The organism is Ralstonia sp. 25mfcol4.1, assembly GCF_900104095.1.
Classification (GTDB): domain Bacteria; phylum Pseudomonadota; class Gammaproteobacteria; order Burkholderiales; family Burkholderiaceae; genus Cupriavidus.
In genome coordinates, this window is the sequence record NZ_FNJO01000006.1 from 93,841 (window position 1) to 118,483 (window position 24,643).

The 24,643-nt window shown below is 68.5% G+C and carries 20 protein-coding genes; 9 read left to right on the forward strand and 11 right to left on the reverse strand.

The window, feature by feature from the left end; all coding sequences use genetic code 11:
* The first annotated feature begins 97 nt into the window (after positions 1-97).
* The 4 genes from BLQ58_RS12635 to BLQ58_RS12650 all read left to right on the forward strand — a co-directional run bounded on the left by BLQ58_RS12635 (position 98) and on the right by BLQ58_RS12650 (position 4,500).
* A complete protein-coding gene (locus BLQ58_RS12635) occupies positions 98-1,420 on the forward strand; it encodes an MFS transporter (protein ID WP_092598306.1) in 1,323 nt (440 codons plus the stop codon).
* A 24-nt stretch (positions 1,421-1,444) separates the two neighbouring features.
* The gene (rhmD, locus tag BLQ58_RS12640) at positions 1,445-2,632 is read left to right on the forward strand and encodes an L-rhamnonate dehydratase (RefSeq protein WP_092598309.1); all 1,188 of its coding nucleotides are present in this window, start codon (positions 1,445-1,447) and stop codon (positions 2,630-2,632) included.
* A 177-nt stretch (positions 2,633-2,809) separates the two neighbouring features.
* Positions 2,810-3,742, forward strand: coding sequence for a sensor histidine kinase (locus tag BLQ58_RS12645; RefSeq protein WP_302847644.1), 933 nt, complete (start codon positions 2,810-2,812; stop codon positions 3,740-3,742).
* The gene (locus BLQ58_RS12650; RefSeq protein WP_092598312.1) at positions 3,739-4,500 is read left to right on the forward strand and encodes a LytR/AlgR family response regulator transcription factor; all 762 of its coding nucleotides are present in this window, start codon (positions 3,739-3,741) and stop codon (positions 4,498-4,500) included. Before BLQ58_RS12645 ends, BLQ58_RS12650 begins: the two co-directional genes overlap by 4 nt.
* Positions 4,501-4,515: 15 nt before the next feature.
* On the opposite strand, the gene BLQ58_RS12655 is transcribed toward BLQ58_RS12650, so the two are convergent.
* A complete protein-coding gene (locus BLQ58_RS12655) occupies positions 4,516-4,857 on the reverse strand; it encodes a 2TM domain-containing protein (RefSeq protein ID WP_092598315.1) in 342 nt (113 codons plus the stop codon).
* Positions 4,858-4,979: 122 nt separating this feature from the next.
* Here BLQ58_RS12655 and BLQ58_RS12660 point away from each other — a divergent pair, with 122 nt between their 5' ends.
* Positions 4,980-5,213 carry a hypothetical protein gene (locus BLQ58_RS12660; RefSeq protein ID WP_092598318.1) on the forward strand — a complete coding sequence of 78 codons (234 nt, stop codon included), beginning with the start codon at positions 4,980-4,982 and terminating at the stop codon, positions 5,211-5,213.
* 6 nt (positions 5,214-5,219) lie between these two features.
* Here BLQ58_RS12660 and BLQ58_RS12665 read toward each other — a convergent pair whose 3' ends face one another.
* From BLQ58_RS12665 to BLQ58_RS12695, 7 genes are all read right to left on the reverse strand, one after another.
* Entirely contained in the window at positions 5,220-7,466 is a 2,247-nt protein-coding gene (locus tag BLQ58_RS12665) for a molybdopterin-dependent oxidoreductase (protein WP_092598323.1), read from the reverse strand.
* 4 nt (positions 7,467-7,470) lie between these two features.
* Complete coding sequence (locus BLQ58_RS12670; RefSeq protein WP_092598326.1) at positions 7,471-8,430, reverse strand: Bug family tripartite tricarboxylate transporter substrate binding protein; 960 nt, start codon at positions 8,428-8,430, stop codon at positions 7,471-7,473.
* A 172-nt stretch (positions 8,431-8,602) separates the two neighbouring features.
* Complete coding sequence (locus BLQ58_RS12675) at positions 8,603-9,634, reverse strand: M14 family metallopeptidase (protein WP_092598329.1); 1,032 nt, start codon at positions 9,632-9,634, stop codon at positions 8,603-8,605.
* Complete coding sequence (gene metC / locus BLQ58_RS12680) at positions 9,618-10,832, reverse strand: cystathionine beta-lyase (protein WP_092598333.1); 1,215 nt, start codon at positions 10,830-10,832, stop codon at positions 9,618-9,620. Before metC ends, BLQ58_RS12675 begins: the two co-directional genes overlap by 17 nt.
* A 66-nt stretch (positions 10,833-10,898) precedes the next feature.
* On the reverse strand, positions 10,899-11,903 hold the full coding sequence (locus tag BLQ58_RS12685; RefSeq protein ID WP_092598336.1) for a Bug family tripartite tricarboxylate transporter substrate binding protein: 1,005 nt from the start codon (positions 11,901-11,903) through the stop codon (positions 10,899-10,901).
* Positions 11,904-11,970: 67 nt separating this feature from the next.
* Positions 11,971-13,584 carry a rhodanese-like domain-containing protein gene (locus tag BLQ58_RS12690; protein ID WP_092598339.1) on the reverse strand — a complete coding sequence of 538 codons (1,614 nt, stop codon included), beginning with the start codon at positions 13,582-13,584 and terminating at the stop codon, positions 11,971-11,973.
* A 102-nt stretch (positions 13,585-13,686) separates the two neighbouring features.
* Complete coding sequence (locus BLQ58_RS12695) at positions 13,687-14,274, reverse strand: cysteine dioxygenase family protein (protein WP_092598343.1); 588 nt, start codon at positions 14,272-14,274, stop codon at positions 13,687-13,689.
* A 125-nt stretch (positions 14,275-14,399) separates the two neighbouring features.
* On the opposite strand from BLQ58_RS12695, the gene BLQ58_RS12700 reads away from it, so the two are divergent.
* From BLQ58_RS12700 to surE, 4 genes are all read left to right on the forward strand, one after another.
* A complete protein-coding gene (locus BLQ58_RS12700; RefSeq protein ID WP_092598346.1) occupies positions 14,400-15,266 on the forward strand; it encodes a LysR substrate-binding domain-containing protein in 867 nt (288 codons plus the stop codon).
* Between the two features lie 235 nt (positions 15,267-15,501).
* A complete protein-coding gene (locus BLQ58_RS12705) occupies positions 15,502-16,509 on the forward strand; it encodes a cytochrome-c peroxidase (RefSeq protein WP_092598349.1) in 1,008 nt (335 codons plus the stop codon).
* 223 nt (positions 16,510-16,732) lie between these two features.
* Positions 16,733-17,140 (forward strand): hypothetical protein, encoded by a 408-nt coding sequence (locus BLQ58_RS12710; RefSeq protein WP_092598352.1) that lies wholly within the window; start codon positions 16,733-16,735, stop codon positions 17,138-17,140.
* Positions 17,141-17,284: 144 nt separating this feature from the next.
* A complete protein-coding gene (surE, locus tag BLQ58_RS12715; protein ID WP_092598355.1) occupies positions 17,285-18,070 on the forward strand; it encodes a 5'/3'-nucleotidase SurE in 786 nt (261 codons plus the stop codon).
* A gap of 9 nt (positions 18,071-18,079) precedes the next feature.
* Here the strand turns inward: surE and treY are convergent, their stop codons facing one another.
* The 3 genes from treY to glgA all read right to left on the reverse strand — a co-directional run bounded on the left by treY (position 18,080) and on the right by glgA (position 24,352).
* On the reverse strand, positions 18,080-20,716 hold the full coding sequence (treY, locus tag BLQ58_RS12720) for a malto-oligosyltrehalose synthase (protein ID WP_092598358.1): 2,637 nt from the start codon (positions 20,714-20,716) through the stop codon (positions 18,080-18,082).
* Between the two features lie 7 nt (positions 20,717-20,723).
* Positions 20,724-22,595: a malto-oligosyltrehalose trehalohydrolase gene (treZ, locus tag BLQ58_RS12725; protein WP_175459904.1), complete on the reverse strand. Its 1,872-nt coding sequence runs from the start codon at positions 22,593-22,595 to the stop codon at positions 20,724-20,726.
* Positions 22,596-22,738: 143 nt separating this feature from the next.
* Positions 22,739-24,352 carry a glycogen synthase GlgA gene (gene glgA / locus BLQ58_RS12730; RefSeq protein WP_254775919.1) on the reverse strand — a complete coding sequence of 538 codons (1,614 nt, stop codon included), beginning with the start codon at positions 24,350-24,352 and terminating at the stop codon, positions 22,739-22,741.
* Positions 24,353-24,643 lie beyond the last annotated feature (291 nt).

The following is a 24,643-nucleotide window of genomic DNA, read 5'->3' on the forward strand; positions in this document are numbered from 1 at the left end:
ACCCCGGGGACAGGCATCCCCGGGCGGCCTGCCTCAACCCGTGCGCACGGCGGGGCGTCCCGCTGACGGCCAGTCCTGCGCAGAGGAGACACTCGTCATGCAATCCCATCGCCCGGACCTGGCGTCCGTCACGGCCAAGGCCATCGCGCGGCTGGTGCCGTTCCTGCTGCTGATGTACGTGCTGGCGTTCCTGGACCGCGCCAACATCGGCTTCGCCAAGAAGGCATTCCAGCTCGATACCGGCATCTCCGACGCGATGTTCGCGCTCGGTGCCGGCGTGTTCTTCATCGGCTACGCGCTGCTGGAAGTGCCCAGCAATCTGATCATGCACCGGGTGGGCGCACGGCTCTGGATGTGCCGCATCATGGTGACGTGGGGCCTCGTGTCGGCCGCGCTGATGTTCGTGCGCGGCGAGACCGGCTTCTACGTGCTGCGCTTCCTGCTGGGCGTGGCCGAGGCTGGCTTCTTCCCCGGCGTCATCTACTACCTGACAAAGTGGTTTCCAGCCAGCTCGCGCACGCGGGTCCTGGGGCTGTTCTACTTCGGCGCGCCGCTGGCCTTTATCTTCGGCAGCCCGCTGTCGGGCCTGCTGCTCGAATTCGACGGCGCGCTGGGCCTGAAGGGATGGCAGTGGCTGTTCCTGGTGGAAGGGCTGCTGGCCAGCGCGGTGGGCGTGTGGGCCTACTGGTATCTCGACAACGAGCCGCGCGACGCGCGCTGGCTCAGCGCCGACGAACGCGAGACGCTGGCCCGGGCCATCGAGGGCGAGGAGCAGCTCAAGGCCGCGCACGGCCCCAGCACGGTGATGCGGGCGCTCGGCAACGGACGGGTGCTGTTCCTGGCGCTGATCTACTTCCTGATCCAGGCCAGCGTGTACGGCGTGGTGTTCTACCTGCCGACCCAGGTGGCGGCGCTGCTCGGCAGGAAGGTGGGTGTCGAGGTGGGACTGGTCACGGCCATTCCGTGGGTTTGCGCGCTGGCGGCGGCCTATGTGCTGCCGCGCGTGGCCGAACGGCACGGCAACCATGCGCGGCTGGCGCTTGGCACGCTGGTGATCTCGGCGGCCGGCATTGCGCTGTCCGTGCATACGTCGTCGTCACTGGTGGCGCTGGCGGCGCTGTGCTTCGCGGCGGCCGGCTTTATCGCCGTGCAGCCGCTGTTCTGGACCTTTCCCACCAGCTATCTCGGCGGCGCGGCGGCGGCCGGCGGCATTGCGCTGATCAATTCGCTGGGCGCGCTGGGCGGGTTTGTTGCGCCGAACATCAAGACGTGGGCCGAGCAGGCGTTTGCATCGCACACGGCGGGCATGAACCTGCTGGCTGCGATTACCGTGGTGGGCGGATTGCTGTTCCTGGGGCTGCGCGGCGCGCGCCCGGCGCAGGCGCAGGCCAATCCGGCCGCCCATCGCCAGTTTTCCTGATTCCGATTCCTGGAGCACCGCAACATGAGCATGCCTACCATCCGGCACGTCCGTGCCTTCACGCTGCGCGGCGCCGGCGCCGACTATCACGACCAGGGCGCCGGCCACTGGATCGACGACCACATCGCCACGCCGATGGCGAAATACCCCGAATATCGCCGCAGCCGGCAGAGCTTTGGCATCAACGTGCTGGGTACGCTGGTGGTGGAAGTCGAGGCCAGTGACGGCACGGTCGGGTTTGCCGTCACCACGGGCGGCGAACTGGGCTGCTGGATCGTCGAGAAGCACCTGGCGCGGTTTATCGAGGGCCAGAGGGTCACCGACATCGAGAAGATCTGGGACCAGATGTTCAACGCCACGCTGTATTACGGGCGCAAGGGCATCGTGCTGAACACGATTTCGGGGGTGGATCTGGCGCTGTGGGACCTGCTTGCCAAGGTGAGGAAGGAACCAGTGCATGCGCTGCTGGGCGGCCCGGTGCGCGACGAACTGCAGTTCTACATGACCGGCGCGCGGCCCGACTTCGCCAGGAAGCAGGGTTTCATCGGCGGCAAGCTGCCGCTGCACCACGGGCCGGCCGAGGGCGAGGCGGGGCTGCGCCGAAATCTGGAACGGCTGGGGCAGATGCGCGAGGCTTGCGGCCCGGACTTCTGGCTCATGTACGACTGCTGGATGAGCCTGGACGTGGAATACGCCACACGCCTGGCGCAGGCGGCGTACCACGACTTCGGCCTGAAATGGATCGAGGAGGCGCTGCCGCCCGACGATTACTGGGGCTACGCGGAACTGCGCCGCAACGTGCCGCGCGGCATGCTGGTGACCACGGGCGAGCACGAGGCGACGCGCTGGGGCTTCAGGATGCTACTGGAGATGGGTTGCTGCGACATCATCCAGCCCGACGTGGGCTGGTGTGGCGGCATCACCGAACTGATCCGCATCTCGGCACTGGCCGACGCCCACGGCAAGCTCGTGGTGCCGCACGGGTCGTCGGTCTACAGCTACCACTTCGTCATCACGCGCCATAACAGCCCGTTTGCCGAATTCCTGAACATGTCGCCGGGCGCCGACCAGATCGTGCCGATGTTCGATCCGCAACTGCTGGACGAGCCGGTGCCCGTCAACGGCCGGATGAAGGCGTCCGCGCTCGATGCGCCGGGCTTTGGCGTGCGGCTGAACCCCGATCTGCCGCTGCACCGGCCGTTTCCGCGCTAGGAAACGCAAGCGGCGAATCGTGCTGCGGCGCGGCACGGCCCCTCGGCGGGGCCTTGCCACTGGCGCCGTTTGCTGGCGGGCGGCGCCGGATTCCTGTCGATCCGCGCTTTTCCCGTGTTCCGTGACCACCGCCGGTGGTAATCTCGCGGCAACTCCACACCCGCCCGGGATTCCGCCTTGCGTTCCGTCGATCCAGAACTCTGGCGTACCGCCGCCGACCAGCGCGCCTATCAGGACGCCCGCCGCCGCGTGCGGGCGCTGCGCTTCTTCTACATGCATGCGCTGATCTATGTGGGGGTCAACGCGCTGCTGATTGTCATCAACCTGGTAACGTCGCCCGAGCGGCCCTGGGTGCGTGCGCCGCTGATGGGCTGGGGCATCGGCCTGGCCGTGCACGGCATCATGACCTGGAGCCGGGTCGGCCTGCTGGGCCGGGGCTGGGAAGAGCGCAAGATCGCCGAATTCATGGCGCGCGACCAGGTGCGCACGCTGTCCACCGAGAAACAGCTGGTGGAAGCGCAGATGCGGCTGCTGCAGGCCCAGATCGAGCCACATTTCCTGTTCAACACGCTGGCCAACGTGGTGAGCCTGATCGAACCCGCGCCGCAGAAGGCCACGCTGATGCTCGAACACTTCATTGCGTACCTGCGGGCATCGCTGGCGGCCAGCCGGGCCACGCAGGGCACCGTGGCGCAGGAAGCCACGCTGCTGCGCGACTACCTCGCCCTGATCAAGATCCGCATGGGCGAGCGCCTGCGGTACACGGTGGACGTCGATGCATCGCTTGGCACCGTGCCGCTGGCGCCGATGCTGCTGCAGCCCGTGGTGGAAAACGCCGTCAAGCACGGACTCGAACCGAAGGTGGAAGGCGGCCGCCTGCTCGTGAAGCTGGAACGGCGCGGGCCGCGCATGCTGGCCACGATCGAGGACGACGGCATGGGCTTCAGGCCGGGCGGCAATGCCGGGGTAGGCTTGTCCAACCTGCGCGAGCGGCTGACCGTGCTCTATGACGGCGATGCCCACGTCCGCATCGAAGACCGCGCGCCCGGCACCGCCGTGCTGATCGACATCCCGCTGCCACGCGCACGCCGGAACGGAGACACCGCATGAAGCCCACCGCCCTGATCGCCGATGACGAGGAACACCTGCGCGCGCACCTGCGCGGCAAGCTGGCCCGGCTCTGGCCGGAGCTGGACATCGTGGCAGAGGCCGCCAACGGACCGGAGGCGGCGGCGGCCATCGCCCGGCTGGCGCCCGCTGTGGCCTTCCTGGACATCAAGATGCCGGGTCTTTCGGGGCTGGAAGTGGCGCAGGGCATCGAGACCGACACGCGCCTGGTGTTCGTCACCGCCTACGACGAGTTCGCGCTTGACGCGTTCGAGCGCGCCGCCGTCGACTATCTGGTAAAGCCCGTCACCGACGAGCGGCTGGGCCGCACCATCGAACGGCTGCGCAAGGCGCTTCAGGAATCTGCGCCGCTGCCCGAACTGGCGCAGCTGCTGGGGCAGCTGGCGCGGGGGCAGGCGCGCGCGGAAGGCGCGGGACCGCTGCGGTGGGTGCGCGCGAGCCGGGGCAACACCACCAGCCACGTGCCGATCCAGGACGTGTTGTATTTCCAGAGCGACGACAAATACGTGGTGGTCCACACGCCGGACGGCGAACACCTGATCCGCACGCCGCTGCAGGAACTGATCGACGGGCTGGATCCCGAGGTCTTCTGGCAGGTGCACCGCTCGACCATCGTCAACATGGAGCACGTGGCCGGCACGCGGCGCGACGATTCAGGGCGCCTGTTCGTCCGGATGCGCGGCGGCGACACGGAACTGCCGGTATCGCGCGCCTACGTGCACAAATTCCGGCAGATGTAGCCGGGGGGGCGTCGGTCACCGCTGCCGGTTCATGAATTCCTGGATCTTGCGGGTTTCCCAGTCGCGGCCCCAGCGCGACAGGCGCGTCCAGACCAGGATGCCGTGCACGCCCAGCCCCAGCCCCCAGGCCAGCGTGGTGGTCAGCGGCCACGGCCAGCCCGAGGTGGCGTAATGCGACCACGACGGTGTCGGAAAGTAGAAAAAGCGCAGCCACAGCCAGCCGTTCACCACCACGTAGATCAGCAGATGGATATACCAGCCGCGCAGCGCCCGCACCATGCGCCGGGCGCGCCAGTAGGCCCATGCCTGGTCGTCGTCGGCGCTGGCGTTCGGAAAGGGGGGATGCATGGGGCGCATGGCTCGGTCCTCGTCGTGAATGTCGTTGCGATGTCACAGGTATAAGCCACGGCGAAGGCACTTGCCAGGGGCAGGGGCTGAATCGACGGGATTGCGGCGCCAGCTACGAAACGGTGGCGCCAATGGCGGCGGCCGACGACTTCCGATTCACCCGGACGCGCACTGTCGCCTTGAACTGGGCCGCTTTGCTCAGGCACGCGGAAACGCGTCGCTATGTGGCCGACTATGAAGTCGGGCCCGTCGAGGCCGTCGAGCCCGTCGAGCCCGAAGATGCCCGTCAAATGATCGAACAGGCCGGATCGTTCGTGGCGGCGATCCATGCATATCCTGGCCACCGCATCCCCGCGGGCGGCTAGCCGAACCTACCCCTCCCGCGACACCTCCACCAGACAGCTCATCGCGTTCGGCCCCTGCGTGAGGTCCGATGTGCCGATGTCGAGCGTCAGCGTATTGGCGGCGCCGGCGCGGTCCACGCCTTCGGCATCGGGGTCGTACCAGGCGCCCGTGGCGATCATTGCCACGCCCGGGGCCACGCCATCGCTCACCGCCAGCCCGGCGGCAATGGCGCCGCGCGCATTGTGTACGCGCACCCGCATGCCGGGGTGCAGGCCGCGCGCCGCCGCGTCGGCTGGATGCAGCGTGATCCGCTCCGCGCCGGCCACCTTGCCCGACTGTGCCAGCGGGGCAGCATCGAGCTGGCTGTGGAGCCGGTCGGCCGGCTGCACCGACACCAGGTGCAGCGGGTGGCGCCGCGCTTCGGGCGCACCCAGCCATTCGACGGGCGGCTGCCAGTTCGGATGGGTGCCGCAGTCCCTGGATATGGCGCCAAGGGTCGGACTGGCAAGCTCGATACGTCCGCTTGGGGTGCGCAGCGGGTGCGCCAGCGGGTCTTGCCGGAAATCGTCGAATAGCACGAAGTCATTGGCGGGGGCGGGCAGGGCCACGTGGCCGCTGCGCCAGAACTGGTCGAACGGCGGCAGCTCGATGCCGGCGCTTGCCTGGGCGTCTCGGCAGCGGGCGTAGATCGACGCGATCCAGCCGCGTTCGTCGCGGTCTTCGGTAAAGGCCTGGCGATAGCTGAGGCGATCGGACAGATCGGTAAAGATGTCGAAGTCGCTGCGCGCCTGATGCAGCGGCGCGATGGCCTGGTGCATGGCCAGCACGTAGCGGTCGCGCGACGAGCCGCCGATATCGTTGCGCTCCAGCGCGGTGGTAACCGGCAGCACGATATCGGCATGACGTGCGGTCGCCGTCCAGCAGATGTCCTGCACGATCACGGTCTGCGGGCGCGCCCATGCCTGGCGCAGCCGCGCCAGCTGCTGGTGGTGATGGAACGGATTGCCGCCGGCCCAGTGCACCAGCTTCACATCGGGATAGTGGCGGGTCTCGCCCTTGAAACGGTAGGCGGTGCCCGGATTCAGCAGCATGTCCGACAGCCGTGCGCAGGGGATGTCGAGGTTGGCCGGGTTGCGGCCGACTGGCATTTCCGGGCCCGGCGTGGCCACGCGCGGGTTGCCCACGCCATTCATCGATCCGTGCCCGAAGCCGAAGCCCCCGCCCGGCAGGCCGATCTGGCCCAGCATGGCGGCCAGCGCAATGGCCATCCAGTATGGCTGCTCGCCGCGATGCTGGCGCTGCACGGCGAAACTGCAGGTGAGGTAGCTGCGCTTGCCGGCCAGCTGGACGGCCAATTGGGCGATGCGCGCGGCCGGAATGCCGGTGATGGCGGCCGCCCACGCGGGCGTCTTCGGTTCCCCGTCGGCGCTGCCCAGCAAATAGGCTTCGAGTTCGGCCCAGCCGCTGCAATGCGACTGCAGGAATGCCGCGTCGTGCGCCCCCGCGCGGCGCAGTTCGTAGGCCAGCGCCAGCATCAGCGCGACATCGGTGTTCGGGCGGATGGGAATCCATTCGGCGCCGAGGAAACCGGGGCAATCGTCGCGCGTGGGGCTGATATTGATGACCGTGGCGCCGCTGGCGGCCAGCTTGCGCAGCCACTGTTCCTGCGTATGCTCGGCGGCGCCGCCCGACGACACCTGGCCATTCTTCAGCGCCAGCCCGCCGAAGGCCACGAAGACCTCGGTATGGGCGATCAGGCTGGGCCAGGCCGTGACGCGGCCCGTCAGCGGCCGGTCGGTGCCGATCACATGCGGCAGCAGGAACTGCGCGGTGCCCCAGCTGTAGTTGCCTACCTGGTCGACGCAGCCGCCGCCCGCGAAATGAAAGCGCCGGATCAGCGAGCGCGCGTGGTGCAGCCGCCCGGCCGACGACCAGCCGTAGGAGCCGCCGAACACGCCGGCGGGGCCATGTTCCTCGCGTACGCGCCGGATCTCGCCCGCCACCAGGTCGAGCGCGACATCCCACGACACCTCGACGAAATCGTCGCGCCCTCGCGCATGGCCGTCGCTGGCCTCGCGTTGCGCCAGCCAGCCGCGCCGCACCATCGGGGTACGGATGCGCGTGGGCGAGTACACCATCGGCACGATGGCATCGAGCAGGGGCGACGGGTTGGGATCGGCCGCGAACGGTTCGCAGCGGACCAGCCTGCCATCCTCGACGACGGCCGTGAAGGCACCCCAGTGCGCCAGTTGCGGGTAGCGGCGGACAGTCACGGTATCAATCGCCCTGGATGCCGGCCTTGCGGATCAGGTCGCCCCACTTGGCGCGCTCGCTATCGAGCAGCTTCGCGAACTGCTGCGGCGTGTCCGAGGTGGCATCCATGCCCGACTGGGCCAGGCGGTGGCGGATGTCGGGGTCGGCCATGACCTTCACCAGCGCCTTGTTCAGCTGCGTGATGACATCGGGCGGGGTGCCGGCCGGCGCCACCAGCCCGTACCAGTTGGTGACCTCGTAACCGGGCACGCCGGCTTCGGCCACCGTCGGCACGCCGGGGAACTGCAGCGATCGTTTGGCGGTGGTCACCGCCAGCACGCGCAGCTTGCCTGACGCGATCAACGGCTTGGCCGACGGATCGGAGAACGTGATCGGCACCACGCCGCCCATCACGTCGGTCAGCGCCGGGGTGGTGCCCTTGTACGGCACATGCTGCATCTGCACGCCGGCCAGCATCTTGAACTGCTCGGCAGCGATCTGGCCGATCGTGCCATTGCCGCCCGATGCGTACGAGAACTTGCCGTTGGCGCTCTTCACGGCCGCCAGCAGGCCCTGCACGTCCTTGTACGGGGTGTCGGCGCCGGTCACCAGCACGTTGGGCATGGTCACCAGCACGCTGACCGGCGCGAAGTCCTTCTGCGGGTCGTAGGCCAGCTTGCGCAGGTTTGGCCAGATCGTGAACGATCCCGGCGTCGCGATGTAGAGCGTGTAGCCGTCGGGCGCGGCCTTGGCCACCAGGTCCGTGGCAATCAGGCCGCCCGCGCCGGGCCGGTTGTCGATGATGACGTTGGCCTTGAGCTGGTCCGACAGCGCGGGGGCAATGGCGCGGGCCAGCGCGTCGGCGCCGCCGCCGGGCGGAAAGCCGACCACCACGCGGATCGGCTTCGACGGATCGGGCCAGGCCGCATGGGCCAGGGGTGTCAGTAGGGCAAGGCTGAGAACGAGGGCGCGGTGGGCAAACATGGTGAGGCTCCGATGGTCTTGCTTCAAGGCTTGGTAAGGCGTTGTGGCGTCTGCCCTCTCTCGCGGACCCCCGCAAGCGGGAGAGGGGAGCGAACCAGCGCATGCGAATGGCCCTTGGTTTTCTCCCCTCTCGCGTTCACGGGAGAGGGGCGGGGGAGAGGGCAGGCCGTTGTCATGCCGTAACGGAAAACTGGATCGATACCGTGTCCCATTCCCACGCCACGAAGGCCAGGCGCTCGCCGGTGTGGACAACGGGGTCGCTGCGCAGGCCGATCAGCACGCCGTCGCGCGCGAGCGGCTTGACGGGCGTGAGCGAGGCGTCGAGCTTGAGCGTGTCGCCAATCGAGGCGCCTTCGCCGAGCTTGTCTCCGGCCCGCGCCGCCGGAATGAACAGGCCGCCGTCATCGGCGGTAATCCAGCCGCGCCGTGTCACGCGCCGCAGCGTGGTGGCGGCGGGCTTGGCCGGCGGGCCGTCGAGAATGCCCATCTGCACGGCCAGCGTGTGGAAGCCGGTCTCGGCCACGGCGATGTTGTCGGCCTCGAAGCGGCTGCCGCTGCCCAGTTCGAGCATGAACGCGCAGACCCCGGCGGCCAGGCACTGGTAGTCGAGCGCGCCGGCGATGTTGCCGGGCAGCTCGCCCTTGCCGCCCACGTCCTGCTGGCAGGCCACGTGGGGATGAAACGGCGCCATGGCGGCCAGCACTTCTGCCTCGGTCACGCTGCTGCCCGGGTGGACCTTGTAGACCGTGTAGGGGCGGGCATCGAACAGCGGATTCATCGTATGCAGGTTGATGAGCACGTCGGCCACGCCGCGTATTTCGCTCATCAGCGCGTGGGCCAGCCGCTCGGATACCAGGCCGCCGGCGCTGCCCGGATAGGTCTGGTCGAGGTCAAGCTCGTCATAGGGATTGCGCTTGCGCCGTGCGTCCAGCGCCTGGGGATTGCCAGTAGGCGTGACCACCACGTTGCCACGCATGGCGGCCGGGTCCAGGCTGCGTGCAAAACGCAGGGCGGCCACCATGCCGTTGATCTCGTCGCCATGCACCTGGCCATGCAGCCAGAGCGTGCGCCCCGGCCGTGCGCCACGTACGGCCACGTAGGGCAGCGAGACGGACATGCCCGAGGCCATCGAGCCTACGGGCAGCTGGCCGCTGGTGCGGGCAGGGCCGGATTGCTGGCGCAGCCAGTCACCGATGATGGGCATGGGAAGTGTCCTTTTCTGTCGATTCGAGATGAGCGATGGCGGCGAATGCCTGATCCAGGTCCGCCAGCAGGTCGGTGACGGCTTCGAGGCCGATATGCAGGCGGATCACGGTGCCGTGCCGGGACCAGTCCGTGACGCTGCGCGCGCGGCGCATGTCGGCCAGCACGGCCAGGCTTTCGAAGCCGCCCCACGAGGCACCGATGCCGAACAGCCGCAGGCTGTCGACGAAGCGTTCGGCCGCCACCGGCGCCTGCGAGCGCAGCGTGAACGACAGCAGGCCGTTGGTACCGTGGCAGTCGCGCTGCCACAGCGCGTGATTGGGATCGTGCGGCAGCGCGGGGCAGAAGACGTCGGCCACCTCGGGGCGGTCGAGCAGCCACTGCGCCACGGCCAGCGCGCTGGTCTGGTGCTGCGCCAGGCGCGCACCGAGCGAACGGATGCCGCGCTGTACCAGGTAGGCGTCGTCGGGGCTCACGGTCATGCCGAAGGCATCGGCCATGGTGGCCAGCGGCTGCCACGCGGCCTCGGTGGTGCAGACCGTGCCCATCATCACGTCGGAATGGCCGCCCAGGTACTTGGTGGCGGCCATCAGCGAGATGTCGGCGCCGAGCGTCAAGGGGCGGTACAGCAGGCCCGAACCCCAGGTGTTGTCCGCCGCCACCAGCGCGCCGTGGGAGTGGGCGCGGGCCGCCAGCGCTGGCAGGTCGCACATCTCATAGACCAGCGAACCGGGCGCCTCGACATAGACCAGCCGCGTCTCGGGGCGCAGCTTCGCGTCCAGGTCGGCGCCGTTGGCCGCATAGAAATCGGCCGCGATGCCGTGCTCGCGCAGGAAGCCGTTGGCCAGGTTGCGCACCGGCTCGTAGACGCAATCGGGCAGCAGCACATGCTGGCCGGGACGCACGTAGGCCAGGATCGTCATCGCGGCGGCGGCCAGGCCCGATGGAAACAGTCGCGTGCGATAGCCGTCTTCCAGCGTGGTCACCATGTCTTCGAGCGCGAAGTTGGTGGGATTGCCGCGCGCGCCGTACGTGAACAGCCGCTCGGTGTCGCGCCGGGCGCGCATCTCGCGCTGCTGCGCGACGGACTCGAACAGCACGGTGCTGGCGCGCACCACGGGCGGGTTGACCGGCTGTCCGCCGGGCACGGCCGTGGAGCGTCCGGCATGGGCAAGGCGGGTGGGGATCGCTTTCGTCATTGGCTGGCCTGTGGGTTGGCGCATGTTGTACGGGGGTGTCGCAAGGCGCGTGCCTGCATCGGTCGATCAGTCCACGTGCGCGCCGGACAGCTTGACGATCTGCGACCAGCGGGCAATGTCCTGCTTCATCTGCGCGGCAAAGGCCTCCGGGCTGTTGGCGACCACGTCGCTGCCCCCTTCGTTGATGGTCTTCACCACCTCGGGCATCTGCAGTACCTGCACGATGGCGCGGTTCAGCAGCGCCACGCGCTCCGGCGACGTGCCGGCCGGTACGAAGAAGCCGTACCAGTCCTCGAAGCGTGCATTGCGATAGCCCAGCTCTTCAAGTGTCGGCACCTTGGTGAATACCCCGAGACGGCGCGGGCTGGTGACGGCCAGCGCACGCATGCGGCCGGTCTGGATGAAGCCCGACACCGACGACGTGGACGTGATCAGCACATCCACCTGCCCGCCGAGCAGGTCGTTGATGGCCGGACCCGCGCCCTTGTAGGGCACATGCTGCAGCGAAACCTGGCTGTCCTTGTCGAGCACCACGCCCACCAGGTGCGACAGCGTGCCGTTTCCGGGCGTGGCGAACGTGATCCTGTTCGGCTGCGCCTTGGCCTGCGTGGCCAGTTCCTCGAAGGTCTTCCACGGGGCGTTGGCCGATACCACGATGGCCAGCGGTGCCGCGTTGATCTGCGTGACCGGGATGAACTGCCTGACCGGATCGAAGCCGGGCGCGCGGTACAGCGTCGGGTTGACGGCCATGATCGATACCTGCGAGGTCAGCACCGTATAGCCGTCGGGCTTGGCCTCGGCCACGTACCGCGTGCCGATGTTGCCGCCCGCGCCGCCCCGGTTGTCGGTCACGGCGCTCTGGCCCAGCACCTGCGACAGCCGCGTGGCCACCACGCGGGTCACGGCATCGTTGCCGCCGCCGGCCGGGAACGGCGACACGATCCGCAGCGGCTGCGACGGAAATCCGTTGACGGGGGCCAGGGGCTGCTGCGCCGCGGCGGCGGTGGACAGCGTGACGGCGCATACGGCAACCAGGTACTGCGCAAGACGTGACGACAGGCGGGATGACATCGGACGGGACATGGGGGCGACCTCGTTCTTCTATGGCAGGTTGAAAGTGGGATGACTCGGGTGGCAGTCAGCCGGCAGGGGGGAAGCGGAACGTGGCGAGTTCCTGCGCGTCGAGCTGGGCGATCAGGCCCGTTTCCCAGGCCAGGTACTTGCGCGCGGCGGCCTTGTTGCCGTCGTGGCGGTCATGCACGAAAAACAGGTAGTCGATGCACTGCGCGTCGGGCAGTGTGTCGGCGCCCTGGCGCACGGCATGGCCGGCATCGCGCCACGCCGCAAAGCCACCTTGCAGCCGACGCAGGTTGCGGAAGCCCAGCGCGCGCAGATCGGCCACGGCCAGCTCGGCGGGATCGTCGCCGTCGGCATCGCCAATCAGCACCAGCGTGGTGTCGTGCGGCACGCCGCGCAGGTCCCGCGCCAGGCGGGCACGGGTGGACCAGCGGGCCCCGGCGACATGTCCGGCGCGGTAGGCCATGCTCCCGCGCAGGTCCAGTGCCAGCATCGACTGGTCGGACAGGCCCGCTGCCAGCTGCGCGGCGGATGTGCCCGGCAGTGCGGTCACTTCATGCGTTGGGCCCTGGGGGGCGCGCACGCCGGCAGCCTGACCGGCCTGCAGGCCGCCGTCGAGCACCACCGCGTCATGGCCCATCTGGCGCAGCCAGCTGGCCACCACCGGGGCGCGCACGCCGTCGGCGTCGAACAGCACCAGCCGGGCGCGGCGGATGCCGACGTACTGGTCGGTAGCCTGTATCAACTGGCCGCCGGGCGTGTGCTGTGCGCCGGGCAGCGTCTGGGCGGCGAATTCCTCGGCGGTGCGCACGTCGCACAGGAACGTGGTGCGCGTCGTGTCGGCCAGCCATGCCTTGGCCTGCGCGGCGTCGATGTGGGGGACGTCAAAGCGTTGCGTCAGCGCCTGGGCGGCGCGGCGGGCCGCGTCGATGTCCTGCGGCAGGCCATTGTCCGGATAACGCGCCGTGCCGCCGTGTTCGAGCGCGAAATCGTTCAGGTACCAGCCCTGCGTGCCGTTTTCGAGCGCGTAGACCGGATTGGTTACGCCGAAGTTGATCAGCGACTGGGCGCCGATGATGCTCCGCGTGCGGCCGGCGCAGTTGATGACGATCGGCGTGGTGGTGTCGGGCACCAGGTCGCGCAGACGATAGGCCAGCTCGCCGTTGGGGCAGCAGATCGCGCCCGGAATGTTCATCTTGCGGAATTCGCTGGTGGGGCGTCCGTCGAGCACGACCGGCGCCTGCGGGCCGGCCTGCATCGCGGCCAGTTCCTGCGCGGTCACGCGCGGCGTGTGGTAGTGGTGCTCGGCCAGTTCGCCGAAGGTCTTCGACGGAACATTCACGCCCGCGAACAGCGTATAGCCGGCCGCGCGCCAGGCCGGCATGCCGCCGTCGAGCACGAACAGGTTCGTATAGCCGAGCGATGCCAGCGCCGCGGCAGCGGCCTGCGCCACGCCGTCGCCGTCATCGGCCAGCACGATACGGGCATCGGTGCGCGGGGCCAGCCGGCCGATATCGAGTTCCAGCCGGCTGTAAGGCATCGGCACGGCATAGAACGGATGGCCCTCGCCATACTGGCCGTGTTCGCGGACGTCGAACAACGCGATTTCGTCGGCATCGTGCAGCCAGCCCTTCAGGGTGACGGCATCGACGGCGGTGTAGGTGGGCTGGGTCATGAAATTTGGGCAAAAAGGGGGCCGTCCTTGCTGAAACAGCGAGGAATCGGCTTCGATCTCGGGAGTTGGCGGGGCGCGTGGCGGCCCCGGTCGGGCTGTGGCTTAGCGGCGGGTCTGTACGCCCACGTTCATGATCTGGCAGCGTCCGGTCTCGAGGTCGAACGTCAGCCGTTCGGTCAGTGTTTCCAGCGCGCGACCGTACATGTGCAGGTGACGGATGACGGCATCGCCACGGATTTCCACCGAATGGATGTCGTCGGGCAGCAGGGCGATGCCGTTGCGCGGGCCCACTTCCACGGTGTGCGAATGTTCCAGCGTGGCCACGCCGGCCTGGCTGCCGTCGTCGGTGCGCACGTAGACGTCGTTGAACTCCACCCCGCTCACGCCGGCCACGCAGGCCCAGGTGGTGTGGTTGTGCGGCGGAATGCGCTTGCCGGGCCGCATGACGTTCAGGTACAGCGCGTACGTCTGGTTCGGATCTTCGGCAATCAGGTAGCGCGCCTGACGCTCGTTGACCTCGGGCGGCGGGTAGTCGGCTTCATTCCACAGCTCGGTGCGGGCGGCCAGGTCTTCCACGAGGGGTAGCACTTCGGCCAGGCTGGCGCGGGTAACGCCGCCCTTGTCTACAATGTTTCTAATGGATTCGATGGTGTCGCCAACGGCGGACTGGCGCTGTGCTGCGAGGGACATGGTGCGAGCAATCCTTGCAATCTCTGTTTTTCGGGGGTAGAACGGTGCTTCGTGTTTCACTGTAATGAACACCCGTTCTGAAAACCACTTAATGCGCGACGAAAACCCATTAGCGCCGCTAATGAATGCGAAACCTTGACCTCGACCTGCTGCGAACACTGGTGGCCATTGCCGATCACGAGACGTTCGGGGCGGCCGCCGAGGCCGTCCAGCGCACCCAGTCGGCGGTGACCCAGCAGATGCAGCGGCTGGAAGAGCAGCTGGACCTGCCGTTGTTCGAGCGGCAGGGGCGCAGCAAGCAGTTCACGCGGCATGGCAAGAAGCTGCTTGAGTATGCGCGGCAACTGCTCAGTACCAACGACGAGGCGCTGCGCGTATTGCGCGAGGGCGACCTGACCGGCTCGCTGCGCATTGGTGCGCCGCACGATGTGGCCGATACCATCCTGCCGGTGCTGCTGTCGCACATCGCCCGGTCGTCGCCGGCCTTGCGGCTGGAGATCCACGTCGGCCGCAGCCCGTTCCTGATGGAGTCGCTGCGGCGCGGCGAAATCGACCTGACCGTTTCCACACGAGAGGACAGCGCGCTCGAAGGCATCGTGCTGCGTACGACGCCAACCATCTGGGTCTGCGCGGCGGATTTCGTCTATGAGCGCGGCACGCCGGTGCCGCTGATCCTGGCCGACGAGCCGAGCCTGTTCCGCAAGCTGTCGCTGGAGGCGCTGACGCAGGCCGGTGTGCCGTGGCGTATCGCCTATCTGGCCCCAAGCCTGATCGGCATCAAGGCAGCGTTGCGCGCCGGGCTGGGCGTCACGGCACGCAGCATCGACCTGCTGCAGGCCGACTTGCGCATCCTGGGCGAAAGCGATGGCCTGCCACGGCTGCCCGATGTCACGTACTACCTGTGGGCGCGTCCCAATGCGGTCAATCCTGTGGCGCGACATGTCTTCTCGATGCTCAAAACGGCCCTGCAGCGCGGGCTGGCCGGCGCCTGACGCCGGCGGCTGCCGCGCATTTCCCGAACGGGCAAAGGCCAGATCGTAGGGCGCGCGCAACACGGCGCAAACGAAGAAGATCGCGTATGGATATGCGGGCGCACCTTTCCGTCTGCTTTCAGGGCGACATTGATGCCCATCAAGAGTCAGCCAGCGGGCATGGGTGCCTAATCCGAAGGCCCGTTCCGAGGCATCGGCGATGCCCGAGCGGTTCAGCAAAGTTCGGAGTCCTCCCATGAAGCCCAGACCATTCCTACCAGCCCTGCTGTGGATCACGGCATCGATCGGCGCCGGCGTGGCGTCCGCCACCTCGCAGCAGGCCGAACCCGTGCAGCCCATCGAACCCGCGAAGATCACAGATCCGGCCCGCGTGGCCCTGGGCGAAAAGCTCTGGTTCGATCCCCGCCTGTCCCGCTCCGGCTTCATCTCGTGCAATTCGTGCCACAACCTCAGCATGGGCGGCTCGGACAACCTGAAGACGTCGATTGGCGACAAATGGAACAAGGGGCTCGTCAATTCGCCCACCGTCCTCAATTCAAGCCTGAATTTCGTCCAGTTCTGGGACGGCCGCGCCAAGGACCTGCAGGAGCAGGCGCACGGGCCCATTGCCAATCCGATCGAGATGGCGTTCACGCATGACCTGGCCGTCGACACCGTGAAATCGATCCCCGAATACCGGGCCGAATTCCGCAAGGTGTTCCAATCCGGCAAGCTGACGATGCACGAGATCACGCTGGCCATCGCGGCGTTCGAAGAGACGCTGGTCACGCCCAATGCCCGCTTCGACAAATGGCTGAAAGGGGACAAGACGGCCATCGACGCGCAGGAACTGCGCGGCTACCAGCTTTTCAAGGCTTCCGGCTGCGTGGCCTGCCACAACGGCCCCAACCTGGGCGGCACATCGTTCCAGAAGATGGGGCTGGTCGAGCCGTACAAGACGAAGAACCCGTCCGAAGGCCGGGCCGGCGTGACCGGGCAGGACGCCGACCGCTTCAGCTTCAAGGTGCCCACGCTGCGTAACGTGGCATTGACGTATCCGTACTTCCACGACGGCGAAGCGGCCACGCTGACCGAGGCGGTGGACGTGATGGGCCGCCTGCAACTGGGCCGCAGGTTCACGGCCGAGGAGAACGCCGATATCGTGGCCTTCCTGCACACGCTGACCGGAGATCAGCCGCGCCTTACGCTGCCCATCCTGCCGCCCTCGAACGACAAGACGCCGAAGCCGCGTCCGTTCGAATAACTGGTCGTTGCTGCCGCCGCGCCGTGTGCCGGGCAGCGACGAGAGCCAATTGAAAGCCCATGGAAAGCTGCTGGAAAGAAATGCGATCCATGGACATCCTGCCGGGCGTTCCGTTCGGCGGAATAGCTGGAATTCACTGTTGCAAGAAACGCGTATTGCGGCGCGTCAAATATCCCCTATCTTTGCACCACTGTCGTTCAGATTTTGACCAGGAGGTGCTGAGATGAACAACACGACCCTCGACGCAGGACTTCAGTCCTTCCGCACGCAGGCCAACGACGATGCCGTCACGGCCATCCACCATCAGGACATCGTTGCCGCGTTCACGGCCCAGCCGGCGGCCTCGCCGGTTGCCGTGCTGCACATGCTCTATCCGCGTACGGACGCCCGCACGCACCGCAGTCTCGATCACCTGGTCGGCGCGCTCCGCAACCACGGGCTGCATGAGGTGGCCACGCTGGTAGAGCGCGAGGCGCACTATCTGGTCTTCAAGGACCCCGTGCAGGCGTGGCGTGCACTGCATGAAATCCGGCACGATTCGCTGGCCATCGGCGTCCATCTCTACTATCGCGGCCAGACCGGCGACGCCGCGGAGCGCGCGCTCGACAGCGACGCGCACCGCCTGCACTGAGGCCGCGGCGATCATGCCCGCATCCAGCGATGCGGGCTTTTTTTTGTCAGTTCAACGAGGAAGCCCGGCCACGGCACAGCCACGGCAGCGGGCGTGGTTGCGATACAGTAGGGGCCGTTCATTCGTCCTCCAAAGAGTGTCCCCATTTCCGATTTCGTAGTCGACCGCGTGCTGCTGACCAATGACGACGGCATCGAGGCGCCGGGCCTTGCCGTGCTGGAACAGGTGGCGGCCACGCTGGCCCGTGAGGTGTGGATCGTGGCCCCGGATCACGACCAGAGCGGCACGTCGCACTCGATCAGCCTGCACGCGCCGCTGCGCGTGGCCGAGCACGGGCCGCGCCGCTTTGGCATCAGCGGCACGCCGGGTGACTGCGTGGTGATGGCCGCGCGCCATCTCATGCGCGACGCGCCGCCCGATCTGGTGCTGTCGGGCATCAACCGGGGCGGCAACCTCGGGCTGGAAACCGTGTTCTCCGGCACCGTGGGCGCCGCCATGACCGGCATGCTGCTCGGCATCCGTTCCATCGCGCTGAGCCAGGTGTTCACCGATCGCAATGCGGTGAAGTGGCACACGTCGCGCGGGCTGGCGCCGGATGTGATTCGCCGCCTGCTGACGGCCGGCTGGACGGACGGGGCATGTCTGAACGTGAATTTTCCCGATGTCGAACCGGAGCAGGCCGGTCCGCTGGTGGTGTCGCGCCAGGGCATGGGGCTGGTCAAGGCTATCGACGTCCGCGCGCATGTGGACCCGCGTGGCATTCCGTACCACTGGCTCCAGTTCTCGCGCGGCCCCCGTCCCGATGTGGACGATGCCGAAGCGATGGTGGTGGGGCGGGGTGCGGTGTCGGTCACGCCGCTGCGCTTCGAGCGCACCGATGACGACGCGGCCGCGCAACTGGACGCGCAACTGGCCGCCGCCCTCGGCTAGCCCCAGGCGTCAGCGTCGCACGAGCAGCGCCACGGGCAGCGTGGCGAACACGTCCTTGGCGCGCAGCCATCCCGCGTGCGATGTCACGGCATGACCGGTCAGGATGTCGGTCCACCCGCTGCCGTTACCGTCTGCTTCGCCGCCATCGCCCGTATGCAGGCCTGTATCGTGCCAGCACTGCGGCGGAATACGCGGCTCGGCCGGATCTACGTGGCGCGCGGCGAGCCGGGTGACGGCAACCACCGCTTCCACGTTGCCGCATTCGCGCGCAAACGCCAGCACGGACCCCGCCAGATCGCCGCTCGCGGACACCGGCCGGTAGCTGCCCTGGTCGAAAAGCGCGGGGTTCTCGCGCCGAAATGCCAGCACGCTGCGGATCAGCTGCTGCTTGATGCGGCCGTCGCGCCAGTGCGCAAGCCAGTGCGACCAGCCCGCACGGCATTCCAGTTGCGCCTGTAGCCGCGCGTAATCGGGTGCGCGCCGGTTGTCGGGGTCGACCAGGCTGAAGTCCCAGGTTTCATTGCCCTGGTAGCGGTCCGGCACGCCGGGCGCGGTCAGCTGCAACAGCGTCTGCGCCAGGCTGTTCAGCGCCGCGGCAGTGCCGATGCGCGCCGCGAAGGCGCCGATACGCTCCAGCACACTGTCCGCCCCGCCGATGGCCATGGCGGGCAGAAACGCCTCGCACGCGTGTTCGTATTCGAGATCGGGATGGGTCCAGCTGCCGTGGCGCTTGGCCTCGCGAATGGCCTTGCGTTGCCAGGCCAGGATGCGGTCGACGAAGGTGCGCTGGCCGTCCTCGGACTCCAGCGCGCGGGGATCGGCGGGCCATGCGCCCACCAGCGTCTGGTACAGCATCAGCCGGTCGATGCCATCGGGGCCCTTGGGCGATGCCGCCAGCAGGGGCGCCAGATGCGCCTCCCAGCCGGCCACGGCTTCCGCCCATGCCTCGGGCACCTCGCTCAGCACCGCCAGTCGCATCCGCGCATCCTCGCCGCGCTTGTGGTCATGGGTGGATACGGCCAGCATGGCGTGAGGCCATGTCTGGGCGCGCGCCTGCATCCGCTGGTGAAAACGTTCGGCTGCAATGGCCAGCGTGCCCGGATCGCTGCCCACCTCGTTGCGGGACAGCAGCCGCCCATAGCGGTAGAACGCGGTGTCCTCAGTGGATTTGGCGGCCAGCGCGGGCATCAGTTGCTGGAGTTTGGTGCGAAGCTGCCCGGCTGCGCTGTCGAGCGGGGCGTCGGCGCGCAAGGCGGCCACGATGAAATCGAGCGCGGCCGATTCGTCCGGCGCCAGGTGGTGGCGCGCGGCCTCGGCTGCAGCCGACACCATGTCGTCGTCGAACGAGCGGTCCCGGTCATTGTCGCCGGTCACGTAGTAGCTGCGGTACACGGGGATGGCCGTCATGAACGCCGAGAGCGCATGATGCAGCGCGTGCGGCGACAGGTCGCGCGTGGCCACGTCGCTGCGTGCCCGCGCAAGCAGCCGCGCGCAGAGCGACTGGACCTCCGTGACCAGATGCCGTGCCAGCACGCGATGCCGCCCGGCATGTACCTGTTCGGCAAACGTGCGGTCGTCGCCGCTGATCTGCAGCCAGAGCATGTTCAGCGGGGCCGCGCCATGCAGGTCGTGCAGCACGGCGCCCACCTCGTCCATGAAGTCGTAGCCGGTGGTGCCATCCACTTGCCAGTCGCGCGGCAACGGCTCGCGCTCGCCGAGGATCTTCTCGACGACCAGCCATGGATGCACGCGCGCCAGCGCGGCGGGCCGGCCGGGCCGCAGGGTGTCCAGGCGCTCGCGTACGCGGCGGCAGTAGCCGGCCGGGTCGGCCAGGCCATCCACATGATCGATGCGCAGCCCGTCGATCCAGCCTTCGCGGTACAGCCGGAACGGCAGTGCATGTGTGGCCTCGAACACGTCCTCGCATTCCTGGCGCACGCCCACCAGTTCCGTGATCTCGAAGAAGCGGCGCCAGTTCAGCATGGCGGCCCCGGTGCGCCACCACGCCAGCCGGTAGGGCTGGCGTTCCAGCAGCGCGTGCAGCGCCTGCGCGTCGGTGGGCAAGGCGGATCCGTCCGGCATCGACAGCGGCAGGTCGTGGTCGCCGTAGCGCAGCGTCGGCCGGCCATCGCTGGCGCGTGCCACGGTCAGCGCGCCCGACTCCAGCGCCTGCCAGTACGGGTCGCCCAGTACCGGCAGCAGCACCTTGCCGCGCAGGGCGGGGTCGGGCGATTGCCAGTCGATATCGAAGTAGTGGGCAAACGCGCTGCGTTCGCCCTGCGCCAGGACGTCGCGCCACCATCTGTTGTGCGTGGCGTCGGCCGCCATGTGGTTGGGCACGATGTCCAGCACGATGCCCAGGCCAGCTTCGCGCGCCTGGCTGGCCAGCGCCACAAAGCCGTCCTCGCCCCCCAGCGCCGCGCTGATCCGTGTGCAGTCCGTGACGTCGTAGCCGTGCGTGGACCCGGGCCGCGCTTCGGTGACCGGGGACAGATAAAGGTGACTGATGCCGAGCCCGGCGTAATAGGGAACCAGCGCCCCAGCATCGGCAAAGGTGAAGCCGGCATGCAGTTGCAGCCGCACCGTGGCACGGGGCACGCCGGCATGATCGAGGTCGGCGTGATGCGCGTCGGCGGGTGTGGTCATGGCGTTGTCAGGCGGGATGCAGGCAGGTGACGCAGCAGCGTTCGGTCAGGATGCCGGCGTTGAGCGATGCAATGGCGCCGGCCTGGCTGGCATGCAGCATCCGGCCGCCGGCGCAGTCGGCTTCCACGGGCTCGGGGCCAAGGTTCAGCCAGATCGACAGCTGGCTGCCGTCGCCCATGCGCCAGCGCGCCACCAGCGCGCGGTCGGCCAGTGGCGTGACGCCGGCCGGCTGGCAATGGCGCAACCTCGGCACGATCTCGTTGCGGCGGATCGACAGCAGTTCGCCGTAGTAGTGGTTCCACGCGCGGCAATTGCCGTCGGTATCGTCGCAGACCGGGCGCGAGGCATCGAACGTCTCCGGCGCGTTCGGGTCGGCGATGCGCGCGGCATGGGCGTCGTCGCGGAAGGCCGACGACGCGGCGAATTCGCGACGCCGGCCGTCGCGCACCGCCTGCGCGAGTTCGGGCGGATGGTCGGTGAAGTAGAGGAAGGGCGTGCGCGCGCCATGCTCCTCGCCCATGAACACCAGCGGAATCTGCGGGCAGAGCAGTTGCAGCGCCACTGCCGCGCGCAGGGCGTCGGGATCCGCCAGCGTGGTCAGGCGCTCGCCGAACGCGCGGTTTCCGGTCTGGTCGTGGTTCTGCAGGAACATCACGAAGGCGGTCGGCGGCAGCACCGCGCTGGGCTGCCCGCGCCGCACCTCGCGGCCCTGCAGCGGGCCATTCTCGTCGCCGCTGCGGTGTGGCGACACTTCGCCCTGCCATGCGAATCCTTCGCCCAGCACCCGTGCCAGGTGATGCAGCGCGGGTTCGCCGACGTCCGTTCTTGCGGCCGTGGCCCCGGGCAGCGCCGATTGATACTCGCGGTAGTACCCGTCATGCTCGCCCGTCAGCAGCACGTGCAGCGCGTGATGGGCGTCGTCGTTCCACTGCGCGTCGTAGCCGGCCTGGATCAGCGCCACGTCGTTGTGATCGTTTTCCAGTACCAGATGCACGTGCCGGTCGGGCAGGCACGCGCGCAGTTCGCGCGCCAGCTCGGGCAGCCAGCCTTCGTCGTCGATGGCATGCACGGCATCGAGCCGCAAGCCGTCGAAGCGGAACGATTCCAGCCAGTAGCGCGCGTTTTCGCCAAAGAAGCGGCGCACCTCTGCGCGCCGGAAGTCGATGGCCGGCCCCCAGGGGGTTTGCCGGTCGCTGCGGAAAAAGGGGCTGGCGTACTGGTGCAGGTAGTTGCCCTCGGGCCCGAAGTGGTTGTAGACCACGTCGAGCAGCACCATCATGCCCAGCCCATGGGCGGCGTCGATCAGCGCGCGCAGCTCGTCGGGCGAACCATAGCTGTGCTCGGGAGCAAACGGCAGCACGCCGTCGTAGCCCCAGTTGCGGGCGCCGGGAAACTCCGACAGCGGCATCAGTTCGATCGCGGTGAAGCCCAGCGCCGCCAGACGGTGCAGTTCGGACATTACGCCGGTGTAGCCGCCGGACAGGCCCACGTGCAGCTCGTAGATGACCGCTTCATGCCATGGGCGTCCGCGCCATTCCGTGTGCTGCCAGGCGTAGCCCGCGCCGGTCTCCGGCAGGCACAGCACGCTTGCGCCATGCACGTCATCGGCCTGCAGGCGCGATGCCGGGTCGGGCACGATGGTGCCGTCGTCAAGCCGGAACCAGTAGCGCACGCCGTGGCAGCACGGCACCACTGCTTCGAACCAGCCGCCTTTGCCTTCCATCATCACCACGGGCGCCATGCCGGCGACTTCAAGCCGTATCGCATGGCCCTGCGCGGCGGCGTCGGGCGCCCACAGGCGGAAGCGCACGCGGCCGTCTGCCAGGCGGACCGGGCCGAACCAGTAGCCTTCCGCGGCTTCGTCGCCGCAGGGCAGCATCCGGGCATCGGCGCCCAGGGTTTGCCAGTTCGGGTGGACCGGCGCGCCGTCACGGGGCGGCGGGGATGGCGTAGCAGTCATCATCTGAGGCTACCTTCGTGCAGGCAATCGCACATCCAGTTACATGGCAGGCCGGACATGGCTCAGGCGGGAGTGGCGGCCGCCCCGGCGTCGGACGGCGACAGCGCCGGAGCTTCGGGCACTGCCACCGGGCGGCGACCACCGCGCGCCGGCTGTACCGTCGGCGCCGCCGCCACGGGCGTGACGTCCACGACTGGCACGTGAGCCAGCGCCGGCGCCAGCGCGCCATACAGGGCGAGGTACTGGCGCGCGGGGCCTTCCCAGCCGAAATCGGTTTGCATGCCGGTACGCTGCAGGCTGCGCCAGTGGCGCGGGCGGCCATACCATCCTAGTCCACGGGTCATGGCGGCGCACATCGCCTCGGCGGATTCGCCGTCGAAAACAATACCGTTCGCGCGGACGGCCGGTGCGGTGCCGTCGCCCACGTCGCGCACGGTGTCGGCCAGGCCACCCACGCGCGATACGATTGGTACGGTGCCATAGCGCATGGCATAGACCGGCGTCAGGCCGAAGGGCTCGAAGCGGCTGCCGTGCAACAGCATGTCGGCGCCTGCGTGCAGCAGGTGCGCATCTTCCTCGCGATAGCCGATGGCCACGCCCACGCGCTGCGGATGGCGCTGGGCCAGTGCGCAAAATGCGGCTTCGAGCCTGGGGTCGCCGCAGCCCAGGATCACGAACTGCGCGTCGGAGTGTGTGGCAAGTGCCAGGGCGATCGCGTCGAGCGCGACATCGGCCATTTTCTGGTGCGTCAGGCGGCTGCCCATGGCGATCAGCGGGCGGTCTGCATCCACCGGCAGCCCATGGCGCTGTTGCAGGGCGGCCTTGCAGGCGCGCTTGCCCGCCAGGTTGCGCGCGTCGTAGCGCTGCGGCAGCAGGCGGTCGGTACGGGGTGACCAGGCGTCGGTATCGACACCGTTAGGAATGGCGCCCAGCACGGCCGCGCGATGCGCGAGCAGGCCGTCCAGCCCATGGCCGAAGTGTGGCGTGAGGATTTCGCGCGCATAGGTGTGACTGACCGTGGTGACGCGGTCGGCATAGCGGATGCCGGCTTTCAGGAAATTGATCTTGCCCCAGAACTCGATGCCATCGGGCGTCAGCGATTCGGGGGGCAGACCCAGCGGCTCCGCCGCGGCCATGGGAAACACGCCCTGGAAGGCCAGGTTGTGAATCGTGCAGACGGTGGGCGTGTGCAGGCCGCGCGCGCGCATCAGCAGCGGCGTCAGCGCCGCGTGCCAGTCGTGGGCATGGACCAGGCTCGGCACCGGCAGCGGCGTCTCGCCCGCCGCGATGGCCGTGGCGGCGTGCGCCAGCGCGGCAAACCGTTGGGCGTTGTCGCAGAAGTCGCGGCCGGTGGCGTCAACGTACAGCGATCCCGGCCGGTCGTAGAGCGACGGGCAGTCGAGGAACGCCACGCGCACGCCGCTATCCGGCATCAGGCCTTGCAGCAGGCGCGCAGGGCTGTGTCCAGGCGGCAGCGCCATCGGCAGGTGAATCGCGCCGAGGCTGCGCACGTCGCGCGCCGCTGCAACGGCGCGGGGGTAACCGGGCATCAGGATCGTGACATCGGCGCCGCGCTGCAGCAGCGCATGGGCGAGTCCGCCTACCACATCGGCCAGCCCGCCAGTCTTGGCCAGGGGCTGGGCTTCTGCCGCCACAAACAGGGTGTTCGCGTTCAAGGAAAGACTCCCGCTGGTTTGCCGTTCTGCTGGGATGTATTGGAGGGTCCGTGCGGCGCCGCACACAGGGGCCGCAGGACGCAGGGGAACAGCAATGCGAACTTTGTGCCAGCACCCGCGCAGGCTGGCGTGCCGCGTGACGCCTGAGGCGGCTGTGCTGGCGGGCAAGAGCGCGCGCAACGCCGATGTATAAGGTGCCGCCGCTTTTGTAGAAAGTGCCGCGGGCGGGCTTTCGAACCACCAATCTGCAATCGGTGGCCCGGCCCGCGTGGAATGTGGCGGCGGCGTTAC

Bases quoted from the DNA above. Each gene is read 5' to 3' on its own strand.
- rhmD (WP_092598309.1), top strand. From the start codon at position 1,445: ATGAGCATGCCTACCATCCGGCACGTCCGTGCCTTCACGCTGCGCGGC.
- BLQ58_RS12690 (WP_092598339.1), bottom strand. From the start codon at position 13,584: ATGACCCAGCCCACCTACACCGCCGTCGATGCCGTCACCCTGAAGGGC.
- BLQ58_RS12710 (WP_092598352.1), top strand. From the start codon at position 16,733: ATGAACAACACGACCCTCGACGCAGGACTTCAGTCCTTCCGCACGCAG.
- BLQ58_RS12660 (WP_092598318.1), top strand. From the start codon at position 4,980: ATGGCGGCGGCCGACGACTTCCGATTCACCCGGACGCGCACTGTCGCC.
- BLQ58_RS12650 (WP_092598312.1), top strand. From the start codon at position 3,739: ATGAAGCCCACCGCCCTGATCGCCGATGACGAGGAACACCTGCGCGCG.
- treZ (WP_175459904.1), bottom strand. From the start codon at position 22,595: ATGCTGCCCTGCGGCGACGAAGCCGCGGAAGGCTACTGGTTCGGCCCG.
- BLQ58_RS12705 (WP_092598349.1), top strand. From the start codon at position 15,502: ATGAAGCCCAGACCATTCCTACCAGCCCTGCTGTGGATCACGGCATCG.
- BLQ58_RS12670 (WP_092598326.1), bottom strand. From the start codon at position 8,430: ATGTTTGCCCACCGCGCCCTCGTTCTCAGCCTTGCCCTACTGACACCC.
- BLQ58_RS12685 (WP_092598336.1), bottom strand. From the start codon at position 11,903: ATGTCATCCCGCCTGTCGTCACGTCTTGCGCAGTACCTGGTTGCCGTA.
- treY (WP_092598358.1), bottom strand. From the start codon at position 20,716: ATGACCACACCCGCCGACGCGCATCACGCCGACCTCGATCATGCCGGC.
- BLQ58_RS12700 (WP_092598346.1), top strand. From the start codon at position 14,400: ATGCGAAACCTTGACCTCGACCTGCTGCGAACACTGGTGGCCATTGCC.
- metC (WP_092598333.1), bottom strand. From the start codon at position 10,832: ATGACGAAAGCGATCCCCACCCGCCTTGCCCATGCCGGACGCTCCACG.
- BLQ58_RS12695 (WP_092598343.1), bottom strand. From the start codon at position 14,274: ATGTCCCTCGCAGCACAGCGCCAGTCCGCCGTTGGCGACACCATCGAA.
- BLQ58_RS12655 (WP_092598315.1), bottom strand. From the start codon at position 4,857: ATGCGCCCCATGCATCCCCCCTTTCCGAACGCCAGCGCCGACGACGAC.
- BLQ58_RS12635 (WP_092598306.1), top strand. From the start codon at position 98: ATGCAATCCCATCGCCCGGACCTGGCGTCCGTCACGGCCAAGGCCATC.
- BLQ58_RS12675 (WP_092598329.1), bottom strand. From the start codon at position 9,634: ATGCCCATCATCGGTGACTGGCTGCGCCAGCAATCCGGCCCTGCCCGC.